Annotated in this window: 13 protein-coding genes and 1 tRNA gene; 4 read left to right on the plus strand and 10 right to left on the minus strand. The window is 44.6% G+C overall.

Going from position 1 to position 15,073, the window contains the following annotated elements; all coding sequences use genetic code 11:
• Positions 1–215: 215 nt before the first annotated feature.
• Positions 216–1,313 carry a redox-regulated ATPase YchF gene (gene ychF, locus GWO68_RS10895; RefSeq protein WP_162346475.1) on the plus strand — a complete coding sequence of 366 codons (1,098 nt, stop codon included), beginning with the start codon at positions 216–218 and terminating at the stop codon, positions 1,311–1,313.
• A gap of 51 nt (positions 1,314–1,364) precedes the next feature.
• Here the strand turns inward: ychF and GWO68_RS10900 are convergent, their stop codons facing one another.
• The 7 genes from GWO68_RS10900 to GWO68_RS10930 form a co-directional block, all read right to left on the minus strand.
• The gene (locus tag GWO68_RS10900) at positions 1,365–1,994 is read right to left on the minus strand and encodes a class I SAM-dependent methyltransferase (protein ID WP_162346476.1); all 630 of its coding nucleotides are present in this window, start codon (positions 1,992–1,994) and stop codon (positions 1,365–1,367) included.
• Between the two features lie 100 nt (positions 1,995–2,094).
• Positions 2,095–2,451 carry a helix-turn-helix domain-containing protein gene (locus GWO68_RS10905; protein ID WP_076423330.1) on the minus strand — a complete coding sequence of 119 codons (357 nt, stop codon included), beginning with the start codon at positions 2,449–2,451 and terminating at the stop codon, positions 2,095–2,097.
• A gap of 10 nt (positions 2,452–2,461) precedes the next feature.
• On the minus strand, positions 2,462–2,755 hold the full coding sequence (locus tag GWO68_RS10910) for a type II toxin-antitoxin system HigB family toxin (protein ID WP_162346477.1): 294 nt from the start codon (positions 2,753–2,755) through the stop codon (positions 2,462–2,464).
• Positions 2,756–2,904: 149 nt separating this feature from the next.
• A complete protein-coding gene (locus GWO68_RS10915; protein WP_162346478.1) occupies positions 2,905–4,212 on the minus strand; it encodes a type IX secretion system plug protein in 1,308 nt (435 codons plus the stop codon).
• Between the two features lie 89 nt (positions 4,213–4,301).
• Positions 4,302–4,736, minus strand: a complete 435-nt coding sequence (locus GWO68_RS10920) for an OsmC family protein (RefSeq protein WP_162346479.1) — start codon at positions 4,734–4,736, stop codon at positions 4,302–4,304.
• Positions 4,737–4,846: 110 nt separating this feature from the next.
• On the minus strand, positions 4,847–6,277 hold the full coding sequence (locus GWO68_RS10925) for a sensor histidine kinase (RefSeq protein ID WP_235942025.1): 1,431 nt from the start codon (positions 6,275–6,277) through the stop codon (positions 4,847–4,849).
• Entirely contained in the window at positions 6,192–7,580 is a 1,389-nt protein-coding gene (locus GWO68_RS10930) for a sigma-54-dependent transcriptional regulator (RefSeq protein WP_162346480.1), read from the minus strand. The genes GWO68_RS10925 and GWO68_RS10930 overlap by 86 nt, the downstream gene beginning before the upstream one ends.
• Before the next feature lie 272 nt (positions 7,581–7,852).
• Between GWO68_RS10930 and GWO68_RS10935 the strand changes: the two genes are divergently transcribed.
• Together GWO68_RS10935 and GWO68_RS10940 are read left to right on the plus strand one after the other, a co-directional pair.
• Positions 7,853–10,255, plus strand: a complete 2,403-nt coding sequence (locus GWO68_RS10935) for an ABC transporter permease (protein WP_162346481.1) — start codon at positions 7,853–7,855, stop codon at positions 10,253–10,255.
• A gap of 159 nt (positions 10,256–10,414) precedes the next feature.
• Positions 10,415–10,486: transfer RNA gene (locus tag GWO68_RS10940), tRNA-Glu, on the plus strand.
• Here the strand turns inward: GWO68_RS10940 and GWO68_RS18050 are convergent.
• Entirely contained in the window at positions 10,449–12,038 is a 1,590-nt protein-coding gene (locus GWO68_RS18050; RefSeq protein WP_394367162.1) for a recombinase family protein, read from the minus strand. The two genes, GWO68_RS10940 and GWO68_RS18050, sit on opposite strands and share 38 nt — an antisense overlap.
• On the opposite strand from GWO68_RS18050, the gene GWO68_RS10950 reads away from it, so the two are divergent.
• Positions 12,037–12,246, plus strand: a complete 210-nt coding sequence (locus GWO68_RS10950) for a hypothetical protein (protein WP_162346482.1) — start codon at positions 12,037–12,039, stop codon at positions 12,244–12,246. The two genes, GWO68_RS18050 and GWO68_RS10950, sit on opposite strands and share 2 nt — an antisense overlap.
• On the opposite strand, the gene GWO68_RS10955 is transcribed toward GWO68_RS10950, so the two are convergent.
• Together GWO68_RS10955 and GWO68_RS10960 are read right to left on the minus strand one after the other, a co-directional pair.
• A complete protein-coding gene (locus tag GWO68_RS10955; RefSeq protein ID WP_162346483.1) occupies positions 12,243–12,665 on the minus strand; it encodes a hypothetical protein in 423 nt (140 codons plus the stop codon). The two genes, GWO68_RS10950 and GWO68_RS10955, sit on opposite strands and share 4 nt — an antisense overlap.
• Positions 12,666–12,811: 146 nt before the next feature.
• The gene (locus GWO68_RS10960) at positions 12,812–13,750 is read right to left on the minus strand and encodes a hypothetical protein (RefSeq protein ID WP_162346484.1); all 939 of its coding nucleotides are present in this window, start codon (positions 13,748–13,750) and stop codon (positions 12,812–12,814) included.
• Positions 13,751–15,073: the final 1,323 nt, after the last annotated feature.

Below are 15,073 nucleotides of genomic sequence, written 5' to 3' on the forward strand. Positions count from 1 at the left end.
AAACTATAGGACACATAAGATTCCTCAGCTTTGCTCGTAATGACAAATTACCAGCTATGGCCTAGACACAAGCAGGAGCTGCGCACACGGTTAGGTCTTATAACTGCTGAGTCTGAGTTCTCACATCACTTGAAATGATAAATGAGAAAAACCAACTATAAACCAATCCATAAAAAATCTTATCTTTGCCCCCTGAAATTAACTACTAAAGATACATGGGATTAAGATGCGGCATCGTGGGCTTGCCAAACGTAGGTAAGTCAACTTTATTTAACGCTATTTCTAACGCCAAGGCAGAATCTGCCAACTACCCTTTCTGTACCATTGAGCCAAACGTGGGTGTAATTACGGTGCCCGATGATCGTCTGCAGATACTGGAAGAACTGGTGCACCCGGAGCGTGTGTTGCCAACCGTAATCGAGTTTGTTGACATTGCCGGGCTTGTAAAAGGTGCAAGCAAAGGTGAAGGTCTGGGCAACAAGTTCCTGGCAAACATCCGTGAAGTAGATGCTATCATTCACGTAGTGCGTTGCTTCGAAGACCCTAACATTGTGCACGTTGCCGGTAAAGTTGATCCTATCTCTGACAAAGAAATTATAGATACCGAGCTGCAGCTTAAGGATCTTGAGTCAATAGAGAAAATGATGCTGAAAGTGCAGCGTTCTGCCAAAGCCGGCGATGCAAAAGCGAAGAAAGAACTGGCGACTCTTGAGAAGTATAAAGCACACCTGGAGCAAGGCTTTAACGCCCGAAGTTTAGATGCAACCGACGAAGATAAAGAAACAGTAAGCGACTTAAACCTGCTTACTGCGAAACCGGTAGTGTATGCCGCAAACGTGGACGAGGAATCTGTAAACACAGGCAACAAGTTCTCGCAGGCACTGGAAGAGCACGTGAAGGCTGAAAATGCACAGGTTGTTCTGATTTCTGCTTCTATTGAAGCGCAAATTGCTGAGCTGACTGACGAGGAAGAAAAGGAAATGTTCCTGGCAGAGTATAACCTGAAAGAGTCTGGTTTGAGCAAGTTGATAAAAGCATCTTACAGCTTACTTAACCTGATTACATACTTTACGGCTGGTGTTAAAGAAGTTCGCGCCTGGACGATTGGTAAAGGCTGGAAAGCGCCGCAAGCTGCTGGTGTAATTCACACAGATTTTGAAAAAGGCTTTATCCGTGCCGAGGTAATTAAACTGAAGGATTACCAGGAATATAAAACTGAAGCTAAGATTAAAGAAGCCGGTAAAATGGCTGTAGAAGGTAAAGACTACGTGGTACAGGATGGTGACATCATGCACTTCCGTTTCAACGTGTAATTTATACTTTTAAGATATAGAAAAGGGCAGCTTAACGGCTGCCCTTTTTGTTTATACTTTTTGCAGGAGTATCGTCAGGATTCTTGGTATTTGGGTGCGATCGTTGTCATCGAAGTATTCGTTGATATCGGAAACTATAAAACCATGTTGTTTGGCTCCTTGCGTGAACTCTGAAATAGGATGCGTGTAACATTCCAGCACTTCGCGGCCTTCATCAGTATCGAAGCGGGCTTTGCTGCCGGAGTATTGTTTGAATGGATGCAGTTCACCGATGTAGGCGTAACCACCTTTAACTAAGGCATTCGCGGCCTTCCTGAAAATGTGATCCAGGTTCTCAATGTGCTCCAACACCAGGCTAAACGTTACCAGGTTATACTTCCCATCTGCAAAAGACCATTCTTTAGTAATATCAGCTTGCTTAAACTGGACTTTATCTGAAGCAATTTTCTCCCTCGCTTTCGCCAGCATCTCTTCCGAAAAATCTACCGCTGTTACGTGTTGCGCCTTTTCCTGAAGCCAGATAGTATTCTTACCGGTTCCGCAACCAATTTCCAGTACACGCTCAAAATCTATAGTTGAAAGTATAGTTCGCAAAGCAATGCCTTCCAGATCGCGTGTTTTATTTTGGTTGGTGTCGTACTGAAATGCCCAACTGTTATAGGCTTTCTGAATGCTTGACATTATAAGATAATGTAAATTAACGGTTAGTATATACTTAGCCCGCAGCAGAGCAAGGGGTTTGTATATTTTGTATATACAGTGTTAAAAAAGTGTTCTTCTTTTAGTATTCCTGAATAAGCACGTTTGTAGGGATATTCAAGGTCTTATGCAGACTCCTTATCATTTCCAGCGTGAGCTTTCTTTTTCTATTCAATACCTCGCTTACTCTACTCTTGAAACCCAGCACTTGGGCTAAATCCTTCTGCTTAATTCCGAGTTGCTCCATTCTGAATTTTACTGCTTCAATCGGGTCTGGTGCTTCAATCGGAAAGTGTTCCTTTTCATAGGAGTCAATCAGGAACGAAAGCACCTCCAGTTCATCGCCGTCTTGAGTGTCAGGCTCCGCGTCGAATATTTCCTCCAGCCTTTGCAAGGCCAATTGATAATCTTCTTCTGTTTTTATTAGCTTAATATTCATTTCTTGTTCTTTAAACTTTAGTAGCATCAACCTTGTCATATTCGGCATGCGTTCCGATGAACCTTATCCAAACAATGCCATACTTGTAGTTGATTCTGACGATTAACCTATAATTATTGCCTTTGAAGTTGAAGACCATTCCGTTGTCCTCCAGTAGGCTTGCTGAAGGGTAATCTTTCTTTATGTCGTTCGGGGATGTCCAATTCGCCTGCTCTGCCTCGTTATACCAGGCTTTTAGCTGTTGCTCACTATCAGCATGCTTTTCCCAAAAATCCCGCAGTGTCCGTTTTGCTATTACTCTCACTTTTTATTATAAAACTCAAAAATAAACAAAAAAGTTACCATAATGGTAACTTTAAAGAAAGATTTTATATTAAATATTTTCTAACTATAGCATAAACGACAACATACGCTTATCTGCATTATGTACGTAAGTGTAATATGCTAAAATCACTACCTCCTTCTATTAAACAAAATTTCTTCATAACCAATCAACAAATCAGCTCTGGAGCCGGGTGGGCGGTAGTAGATCAGGATATCGTAGGTGTTCTCGGTTTGGAAGTGGCTGCCTTCGTAGTAACTATAGTCTATCGTTTGGTTTTGCTGCAGCACGTATTGGTAGTTATAATAGCCTTGCTTTAAAAGTAACCTGCCATTGTAAGCCTGACGCTCTGGGCTATACTTCATACGACTTTCCGGTCTAATTTTCCAGTCAGTTAATGCACCCAGCAAGTACACTTCGCCGGTCTGATCTTCAGAAGCTTTAAGTTCAAAATCTACCCAGGTATAGTCGCTGTTCACGTCGCCGTTGCCGTACTCGCGGTTGTTAAATAGCATCTTGCCATTAATGTCAGGTTCCTGGCTATATACATCGCCAGATCGGTTCTTATCAATCTGCAGAAATACTTCTATCGGGTTAGCCTGTACGTTTACATCACTCACGCCAATGCCATTATAACGCACGCTTCGGGTATCGAAAGGCCGGTACTCTGCCAGGCCAAGGAAATTATCTTTAGGCTCAAAAAACACATATTCAAGGCGTTTCAGGTGGTCGCGCACAAAGGTTGGCGAAGCTATAGTTTTAGCATTGTCCCAGCGATGGTTCTGGCGCAGAACAGCCTTTACTTCCATGGCAGGGTTCACCAGTTCATAGTCCTGGTAAAACACATTAAACTCTACGGGCTGCCGTGTTTGCCTCCCCGACGGACCAGCCGGCAGGCCTAGCTTTGCTGTAACGGTAGTCAGGTTCTGGTAAACCAGCATGCGGCGAGACAGCAGCAGGTTGCCCCCTTCTTCACGCACTTCCAGCACATAGTTACCGCTCATTTTTACTTTAGGCACCCTAAAACGATAATGCACATAGGGCACACGCGTGTTCACTGAGCTCTGTACATCTGTTATAAAGTATTCGTTAAAGTCGTTCAGGTACTGCGTTTCGGTGAGGTTAGAGGGTGTCCAGTTATAGTTGCAGTGTATCAGTTTTGCTACCAGGCGCTGTGGTCCGGCATTCAGCCTGTCGAACTCCAGTATGATGGGTTGCCCTTGTTGCAATGATGTTACAGCCGGTTCCAGCACTTCTTCGGGTACGCCGGTCGCCTGGTAAAACTGCACCGATTTTATACCTGGGTTATAGATATAGTCTTCGTAACGGAGCTGGCTTTGCTGACTGGTACTACTGCTTTGTGCCTGCTCCTCCAAGGGAACACAAGCACTCAGCAACGTAAAAGCAAGCACAAAAAGGGGAATGATTTTTTTGAACATAGTAAGAATTGCAACAACACTATAGTTGCTGACACGCTGGTTATACTCTACGAATATACCGAAATCGGGAGCAGATGCAAACTATAGTTTTAAGCAGGCAGCAGTTCTGTTTGTATAACGATACCGGCCTGCAAGGTTTTCTGAACCGGGCATTTAGAGGCAATGATCTCCAGGCGCAGGCGCTGCTCCGGTGTAAGCTCACCTATCAGTTTCAGTTTTTTAATGATTCGGGATATTTTGGCCGCCTGGTCGTCGCATTGTGCGCAATCTGTAGCATAAATGCGCTCGTGGGTTAGTGATACTTCAGCTTTTTGCAAGGGCCATTGCTTGCGCTGCGCATACATGTGCAGGGTAATAACCGTGCAAGACCCAAGCGCACTTAAAATGTAATCATACGGTGTAGGCCCCGTATCAATACCTTTCTCCAGGCCGCTTTCATCAATAGTAAACCGCTGCTCTCCCATTTGTATGTTGGCCACTAAACCGTTGGGCTGCTCGGCGCTAACTGTTACAACTTTGCTCATGGTGGTGGTGCTTTATACTACTATACGCAGATGAGCTAATTTATAGTTAGGCTATAGTTTGAACGTTGCAAGCGGCATACTCATACTACAAAACTCAAACTACAGGTACTCTAAAAACTCAACATAAAAGCGGTACCCTCACCTAATTTAGAATTAACAGCAATGTTACCCTGGTGCAAACGCATGATCTGGCGCGACAGGCTTAAACCAATACCGGATCCGGTTTTTTTGGTGGTATAAAAGGGAATAAATATCTTTTGCATCGCCTCTTCGGTCATCCCGTGCCCGTTATCCTTTACCACCAGCCTGGCACGGCTTCTTTCATCCAGGTAGGCCTGCAAAGTTATAGTTGCGTTCTCATTTTCATGTACGGCTTCCACCGCATTTTTCACCAGGTTTATCATTACCTGTTCTATCAGGGTACGGTCGGCAGAAAGCAAAATGTCTTCAGCCGGAATCTCGACGGTTAAGCGCACTTTTTGCGATGCCAGTTGTTCCCGCATCAGCATTTTAATTTCGTGCAGCAGCTCCCCTACTTTAAATACACTTTTCTGCGGAACAGAGATGGATGTCAGGTTACGGAAGTCGTTCACAAACCGGATCAGGCTGTCAGAGCGGCGGCTTATCGTTTGCAGGCATTTGCGTACATCGTCCAGTTCTTCCCGCAGTATAGTTACTTCCTCGGCGTCGGTGTCGGTGTAGCTGCTCACTTCTTCGGATGCGCTCGCAGAGAGCGATGCAATTGGTGTTACAGAGTTCATAATCTCATGCGTAAGCACTTTTATCAGGTTATGCCAGGCCTCCATCTCTTTTTCTTCCAGTTCCCGCTGTATGTTCTGGATAGATGCCAGCCTGACCTTATCGCCGAGCAGCGAAAGTTCCATGACATGTACCGTAAGGTTGGCCTGCTCCCCCGATTGCCGGACTGGTACCAGCATTTTCTCGCCACTCTCCAGTTGCTGCAGGCCTAGCACAAGCTCCGGACTTACTTTTTGCAGGTCGGCTATAGTTTGGGCTTGCGCCAGGTGTACCAGTTTTTTGGCTGCATTGTTCAGCATCAGAATTTCGCCGGTTGGCTTGTAAGTAATAATACCAATGCCGATGTGCTGCACGATCACTTCAAAATAATGGAGGTGTGCTTCTTTTTCGGCCCGCACCTCTCTAAATTTCTTCACAACATCGTTTAGCCCAAGGGCCAGTTGGTTCTGCACTTTTCCTTCGCCGGTCACATGGAAATTCTCTGTAAAGTCGTCGTATTTAATCGAGTTCAGGAAACGAAGAAACTGGCGGTTGGTGCGCTCGTGGAAATAAACCAGCAGGATGATCTGTAACACTATAAAAACGAGCAAGCCCAGAAATGTGCCCCGGTAATATTGGCCGGGCCCAACTATAGCCAACGCATAAATAGACGCACCCAGCAACACGATGCGCAACAACAACTGTAGCCTATAGTTTCTAAAGCTCATATTTCTCCAGTCTTCGGTACAGCGCCCCCCGCGATAAGCCCAGTTCTTTGGCAGCTTTTGAGATGTTGCCATCATGTTTATCCAGGGCCCGCTGCACAGCTTCACGCTCCAGTTCATCCAGGCTCCGGGAGTTGTTGGTATCAGGCGTTGCTATAGTTTGCGAAACTTCCGATTCAGCTAAAAAGAAAAAATCATCAGCCTGTAACTCACGGTTATCACTCATAATAGAGGCACGTTCTAAAACATGCTGCAGTTCGCGCACATTGCCCGGCCAACCATAGCGGCGCAGCCTAGTCAGTCCGCTCTCGGCTAAGCGCTTTAAGGGTTGTTTATACTTGCGGGCATACATGCCTAAAAAGTGTTCTGCAAATATCGGAATATCATCGAGGCGGTTACGCAGCGGCGGCAGGTTAAGCTCTACAGTGTTAATGCGGTACAGCAAGTCCTGACGGAACTCGTTGCGTTGTACCATTTCTTTCAGTGGCATATTTGTAGCACAAATCAACCGGATATTTACTGGTATAGGTTTATTTGTTCCCACCCGTATCACTTCACGCCGTTGCAGCACAGTCAGTAATTTGGCTTGCATAGCCAGGCTCAGGTTACCAATTTCATCTAAAAATAAGGTACCTCCGTTGGCAGCCTCTATCCTACCTATCCTGTCTTCGCGGGCATCAGTAAACGCGCCTTTTTTGTGGCCAAACAACTCACTCTCAAACAACGACTCCGTTACGGCTCCCATATCTACGGTTACAAAAACTTTGTCGGCCCGCGCCGAGCGCTGATGTATGGTTCTGGCAATTACTTCTTTTCCGGTTCCGTTCTCGCCTAGCAGCAAAATATCAGCATCGGTTCGGGCAACTTTGTCTATAATCGAAAACAATTGCTGCATGGCAGTGCTATTACCCATAATTATGTCCGGAGAGGTATTGAGCTCGGCTGTAAGGGTGCGGTTTACTTCTTTTAGCTGGGTAACTTCTTTGTAAGAGTTGCGCAGTTTGGATGCAGCTGATAACGTAGCGATCAGTTTCTCATTCTGCCAGGGCTTTAGTACAAAATCGGTGGCGCCTTCTTTTACAGCGCGCACAGCCATTTCCACATCGCCAAAAGCCGTTATCATTATAACCACTGCCGAGGGGTCGTATTTCAGTATCTCCTGCAACCAGTAAAAACCTTCCTGCCCGCTGGTAATATCCTGGCTATAGTTCATGTCCAGCAGTATAAGATCAAACTCTTCGTTGGTGAGCAGGAATGGGATCTTTTTCGGGTTCTTTTCCATCACTACTTCTCGGGCATATTTGCGCAGCAGCATTTTTGCAGAGAATAGCACATCCTCGTTGTCATCGATTACCAGGATGCGGCCCAGGTTATTTTCCATAGTTATAGTTTATACTTTAAAGTGCACAGTAAAATATTGTGCCAGGCTTATACTTATGTAATTTATGTGAAATTAACCGGAAAAAATAGTACCTGCTGTCCACGCATGGACAAATAGTGTCCGGCAATGGACAGTGAGCTTACCTATAGTTTGACAAATTAAGCATATAGCGGCTTTTATAGTTTTGGCATAGCACTTGGCATAGTCTCATCCAGTAAATCTATGCTAATCCAAAACTGAAACAACCAACTCTGCACTCAAACTATAAAACTATGTTTAAGATCTACTTCCTTACCGCCTTCCGCTCGCTGCTTCGTAACAAGAGTTACAGCATCCTGAACATTGCCGGCCTGGCGCTGGGCATTACCTGCAGCATCCTGCTTTTCCTGGTTATTCAGTACCAACTCAGTTATGATAGCTTTCACACCAAAGCCGACAGAATCTATAGATTAGTTGTTACTTTCCCCGAAAATGATTTCAATACCCCTGCTTCCCATTTTCCGCTAACTGCTAATATGCAAAGCAACGGCAACTTAGGCTTCGAAACTATTACACAGGTAAAAGGTGATGTGGGTGTTCAGATCAATATTCCGTCTAATACTGTTGGCACCGGTAAAAAATTTTTGGTTGATGATAACATTGGGTTTGTTGAGCCAAGTTTTTTTGATGTTTTTGATTTTAATACCGGCCCTATAGATGTCAGATCGCAATTTGCAGCGCCTAATGTGGTGGTTCTTACACAATCGCTTGCCGATAAATACTTTCCGGGCCAGAATGCGGTTGGCAAAATAATTAAATATAATAACCAGTATAATCTAAAGGTGGTTTCTGTGATGCCAGATATGCCCGGCAATACCGAGTTTCCGTTTGTAATGCTGGTTTCTTATGAGACTATCCGAAAAACATTACCAATAGACTGGGGCAACTTATCCAGCGATCACCAGACATTTGTGGTGCTGCCGGAAAATGTACCTGTAACCACGGCCGAAGCATCGGTTAACCAGTTTGTAAAAGAACATGTAGAGCGCGAAAGCCCTGGTCACACACTTAAATACCTGCTGCAGCCGTTAAAAGACATCCATTACAATACCAGCTTTTTTGGTGCATTTGCCCAGACAACCATTGCTAAAGAACTTATTATTGCAATGGCTATAGTTGGTATCGTTTTGCTGCTTACTGCTTGTATCAACTTTATAAACCTTGCAACAGCACAGGCTATCAGGCGTGCAAAAGAAGTTGGTGTACGAAAAGTAATGGGCTGCAGCCGCTCTCAACTAGTCATTCAGTTTCTGTGCGAAACCCTTTTGATCGTGCTATGTGCAACATTCCTTTCAGTTATTTTTACGGAACTGGCGCTACCTTATTTAAATACGCTCCTCGACCTGCAGATCACATTTAGTTTGCTTAGTGATAAAATATTGTTGTTGTTTTTAGTAGCTCAGACAATACTGGTAACGCTTTTTGCCGGATTTTATCCTGCTTTTGTATTGTCTGATTTCCAGCCTATTACGGCATTGCGCAGCCGCATGAGCGTTCAACGTTTGGGCGGTGTATCCCTACGTCAGGTGCTGGTAGTAATGCAGTTTACCATTTGCCAGGTGCTTATTATCTGTACCCTGCTAGTAAATGAGCAGATGAATTTCTTCCGTAACAAAGCATTGGGCTACGACAAGGAAGCTGTAGTAAACATTTATTTACCACGAGACTCAGGTCGTAAAATTCAGCCTCTGCGCCAGGAACTGCTAAATAACCCTGCTATACGGGAGGTAAGTTTTGCATCCGATGCCCCAACCTCTGGCAACATCAGCTATGGTAACTTCTATTTTAACCATGCCGCTGAAGATGCCGATTTCCAGACGCATAAAAAGTTTGTAGATCCACTTTACTTCAGTTTGTACGACATGAAGTTTCTGGCTGGCAAAGCTTACCCTGAAAGCGACTCGATCCACCACATGGTCATTAACGATACAATGCGTCGTAAACTCGGGCTTAAAACACCGGAAGATGCTATAGGCAAATACCTTGCACTTGGCGACAAACAGTATGCAGGAGCTATAGTTGGCGTAGTGTCAGATTTTCACCAGGCATCCCTGGCATCGCCCATAGAACCACTCATCATGACCAAAAACCCGGACGCCTATAGTGTACTATCAGCCAAAATAGACATGACCCAGCAAAAAGAAGCCTTACAGCATTTAGAGAAAGTATGGGAAACTGTTTATCCGGACTATGTATTCAACTATGAGTACCTGGATAATACGATAGCAGAATTTTATCAGGATGAAGCAAGGCAAAATACACTTTTCAAAATTTTCTCCCTAATCGCCATTTTTATAGGTTGCATTGGTTTGTATGGTTTAGTAGCTTTTATGGCTGCACAACGCACCAAAGAAGTAGGCATCCGCAAAGTTTTAGGGGCTTCGACCTTTAGCATCACGGTGTTGTTCTCTAAAGAGTTTGTAAAGCTGGTATTGGTGGCTTTTGTGCTTGCTGTACCTATTGCTTATTACCTGATAAATATCTGGTTGCAGGACTTTACTTACCGTATTTCGCTTACCTATACCCCATTTATACTGGCCGGCATTGCTACACTGTTAATTGCACTACTCACCATGAGTTTCCAGGCTGTAAAAGCTGCTTTAGCCAACCCGGTCGTATCTTTAAAGAGCGAGTAATTCTGGTTTTTGTAACTTAATCAGCCTTTTGTAAGTGTGATGTTAAATTTTTAGGCCTGATTTGCAGTTGCTTATAGTATAAGACGCAAAAATTTAGACAAGCCTGTTTGCAGTTTAAAATACGACTCCTATCTTTGCACCGCAATACAGCAATTGCACGGTCCGTTCGTCTAGGGGTTAGGACTTCAGATTTTCATTCTGGCAACAGGGGTTCGATTCCCCTACGGACTACTGAAAGGGAAAAGTGATTATTTTGATCGCTTTTCCCTTTTTCTTTTTGAGCCAAAAACCCCTGTATCTGGCTGGAAAGGGCGAAAAAGCCATTTACCCTTGTGGTTCGATAACCTTCCATTTCACGATCAAAATACACGCCTTCGGGAAACATCATCGCTTGCAGCTGCTTTCTTGACTGCACATTTGCTTTACTCCATGCTTGTGAGATAGTTACCGCTTTTTCTAAACCCATTTTAATGAACTCTTTGGGGTTCGATAACCCTACAGCGCACTTTTCCAGATTCTGCTCTATTTCCAGCAGCTCTGCCTTTAGTTCTGAACTGTACCTGACAAACATTTCTTTCTCAATCTCACCAAAAGCGTAGCGTCGCTCTAGTACGTCTAATCTCTTTTTCAGTTCGGTGTGCTGCGTGTTCAAGCGCTTTTCTTCACTTCTACTCTCTTCTGTTAACTTATAATAAGTCTCTTCCATAATCTCAGCTAGCTTCGGCAAATAGCGTGGATCTACTTCCAGCTCAGCTAAAAAGCCTTCATAGAGGTTATGCAGCTTACTGGCATTTCTATTCAACTTGCAGCCAATGGTATTGCACTTGTAGTAGTGGATTTGCTTTTTCTTCATCTCATAGCCTGTTAAAGGCTTCTTACAGCTACCACACTTGATATGATGACGCAGAGGCAATTCTTCGTCTTCTTTGACCTGGGTGTAGCCATGCGCATTCTGCGCCTGTAAACCATTTACTTTTAAGAACATCTGGCGCGTTATTAGCGGCTCGTGCTGCCCTTCTACTACTTCGCCGTCCTCCAGTAATCCATGAGAGATCAAACCACAGTAGAAGGGGTTTTTAAAGAGTTTTGTGATAGTCTGGTTATATAATACCAAGCCTTGCGCTTTCAGGCGTTTGAGAATGTCTGTATTACTCAGCCCTTGTTCTGCTTTGAGTTGAAAAGCCAGACGAATTAGTTTACCTGTCTTATTAGGCTTTAAGACCATGTCCTTACCCACAATGACCTTATCATAGCCCATCGGCACCTTGCCTACCCATAACCCACGTCTGACGCGGGCTTCCATACCTGTCATACACTTTTCCCGGCGTAGGTCGTTATCAAACTGCGAAAACAGGAACTGAATACCCTGCTGCAGTTTACCCGATGCTGTCATGGTGTCTACAGGTTGGGTTACCGCGACTACAGCAATTCCCATGCGGTTCAGCTCGTCCACAATGCCAATAGCTGAAGAACCGGTTCGGGAGAAGCGGTCGTGGGAGTAGACAATGATGTAGCCTACGCGCAGTTTGCTTTTCTTTACAAACTCGAGCATTTTCTGAAATTCCTTGCGCTCGTCAGACTTGGCACTTTCATAGGTGCCGCCAAACTTGCCTACTACTTGGTAGCCGTGGCGCTCCGCATAAGCCGTACAGCGCTCTAATTGGGTAGATAAGCTTTGATTTGTCTCGGCTTGCTCTTTAGTCGACACACGGGTGTAGATAATAGCTACCTTGCCTCGTGGCGCGGCTTTCTTGCTGCTTTTCTGTAGTGGTCTGGCATAGATGCTTAGGTCATTCCCTTTCCCTGTTGCAGCCCGAAGTGTTAAAGGTTTTTTAGCTGGTGTGGTCTTACTTTCGACAGCCTTGGTTTTAGCTTTAGCTTTTGAAGTTGTTGCATTAGCTACTTTAGCTGCTTTCTTCGATTTAGGTGCAGCTTTAGTTACTTCAAGCACAGCTGCGGTGGTTTGCTTTTTCATGTTCTACCTGGGTTAACGGGAAAGTGATTTTGTTACTTTTTTGTTACTCTTGCCTTTTGGCTTTTGTACTTTAGATACTTTGGCTGATTTAGGTAATAAATCTTCATCCTCTATAGTTGCCATCCACTGTTCTGATAAGTGCTGGTTGAAAATCCAGGCTGAAAAGCGCAGCATAAAATCTACCTGTGCCTGCGCTTCTGCTTCAGTTAAATCTTCCAGCCCTGGTGTCTGCCGTAGCTCGTGTACATGGCGCTCTATGCTTTCTACTTCTTCTGAGAGCTGCTTATAGTAGCTATCATAAGCGCTCAGCTGTTCCGGTGTTTCGTCAAGTACTACAGCATTAGCAGCGCTTACTTTGCCTTTTGGCTGTGCTTGTTTGTGTTTACTGGTTTTTCTTTGGGTTTTCTGTTTTGGTTTTGGGGTTAAGGTTTTCACTGTTGTGTTTGCCAGTGCCATAAGTCCGGGGCGACCGGTACCAAGGCGGGCTATTACGTTAGGGTGCGGGGTAACCGCTACCCTTGGCTCTTACCAGATCAGCGCCTGGTAAGAGTAAGCTACTATAAGAAGGTACTAACTAAGTACTAAATCCGGTGGCGGTGTTCTTTGGTAAAGCGTAGCTTAGAGCCCCCACGGTTTTCTAATTCCACCGACTGGTAATTCTTCAGGGCCAGCGTCTCGATCAGTTGCTTTGATATTCGTTCATCCAGCATACCGTCTGTTGTAGTGCGCAACGTGATCTGTCGCTTTTCATCAAAGGTGATGGTGACCTGCCGGAAGCTTTTGTTGCGGATAGCCCGCACTACCTGCAACTCTTCTTCACTTAGCAGCGAGAGTCGCGGAATGTAATCGGCTTTGTCTGCATCCAGGATAAAAGCCGCCAGGTGCTGGGTAATAGATAAAAACACATGCGTTCTTGACAGTAGCACCTGCCCTTCTGGTCCTATGCCCTGCATCTCATCCAGCCACGGCACCAGATCGCCTGTCGGAAAGATCAGAATACCGGCTTCCTGCTTGCGGTACAGGGCAGCATACACCAGTGTTTCGAGCAGCGAAAATTGAATGCCATAGTTTGCCTGGGCCGCTTGTACCTGCCCATTGCGGTATTCTTCGATCAGTGCTTCAGCTTGTTTAGCAGGCATCGATTTGATCAACTCTTCTCGGAGCTTTGCGATCATTTCCGGCGTAAGCGCATCAGCAGGTATTTCCTGTACATTCATCAGGTAATCCCGCAAGGCTTTTACCCGTGCCAGCGGCAGCCCCAATTCGCGCAGTTCTTTGGCCATCTTGAGCCACAGGTACTCCAGAAAACTGAGCTTAGTCCAGGCCTGCTCTTCGGTTTTGGGGGCTAGTCCGGCTTTCTTCCAGTCCACGTAGAGTTTAGGCGCTATACCCGTCTGCTTTAACGAAAAAATTGGCTCGCGCAGCTTTTCATACAGCTCGGGTAGCTGCTCCATTTCCTGCAGGTCCAGCTGCAAAGCAAAATCATCTGTGCTTGTTTCCGGTAGTGCTGTCTCTTCCATCTTGGGTATCTAAATACTGTATTTTACCCAAAGGTAATATTTAAAATACACTATACAACAACTTTGTAATATTTGTTTTATTTCAGGATAAAATATTTTCTTAAGCCAGTTCAGTTGTTGAAACAGCAGGTAAGGTAAGCAAAGTGTTAACTTCAAAAAACTTGAAAACGGATCTCGCGTGCACGCATGTACGGGCGCATCATGCGCTCGCAGGCGCGATATTAGAAGTGTTATTACAGATTGCGGAAACGGAAAAGACGAGCCGGAGATGCGGGTTTTGCAGTAGACCGTGTAGTTTCCGTAAGAGCTGTTAAAATCAGCGTCTTTGCGGAAAGTTTGCGGACAGCTAAGTTACGTACGCACAATTAGTTACACTCACTTTTTAAGCTGCCGAAAACATGCGAAATGAGCAACCGGAGCAGGTATTTTTACATGCGGAAATAGGCCGGAAACAATAATCTTCAGAAAGATCGTGCGGAATAAGTAAAATCACTGTCCGCACCACACTTCCGGAGCAACAGCTAAAATGAGCAGTAATAAACTGACGCAACTAACGATATTACAATGAGTTACAACTATTTTTTAACAACGGAAAATTGGCAAAAACAGCAGTTTCCGTGTTTCCGCAAAAAAGCTTGAAAAACAAGTATTCTGCACTTTTCATGTGGCTTTATAATTGTGCAGTTCAAATTCACAAAAAAGTACAACGGAAACAGTTACAAAACCTACCACAAGTTTAGCCGGAGCAAAAACGGTAATTTAGCGGAGAAATAATCTGAATGTAGTGCCCGGAATTCCCGTAGAATTGATTACTCCGCAGACGGAAACCGATGGCGAAAAAGATTGTTCGTCGGAACTTTCCGCAACAGGTAGGATCACGTTTAGTTGCGGAACATTTTTCCGTAGCCGGAAAGCCTGTTACAAAAAGTTACACGCTTTTCCGCACACATTTTCAGTTCCGCAAGTTAGTTAATTCCGCGGCATAGTTTTAAGGGGTAAATGGGGCTATTTCCGCATACGGACTATACATGTTTTACCGCAAAATATCCGGTTATTGACTGAAGGACATGAATGCACAAATTTCCGCAGTTCGGAGTAAGCATTTTCTACGGTTTCCGGCACTAAATCGTGCCTTTCTGTACTCCTGCTTTAATCCTGTTTTTAGCCATCAGTTTCATGGCTGATATCGCACTTTTTACTAGAAGCTATCTCATAAATGGTTTTAGGAGGATAAGCATGCATGCCAGCAAAATAAATGCTTTAAAATTTTCTTCTTTGTATTCATATCTGACCACGCATTTTCTATAGTTAAAAAGCCAGGCG

This window comes from Pontibacter fetidus, from assembly GCF_010119545.1.
Taxonomy (GTDB): Bacteria; Bacteroidota; Bacteroidia; order Cytophagales; family Hymenobacteraceae; genus Pontibacter; species Pontibacter fetidus.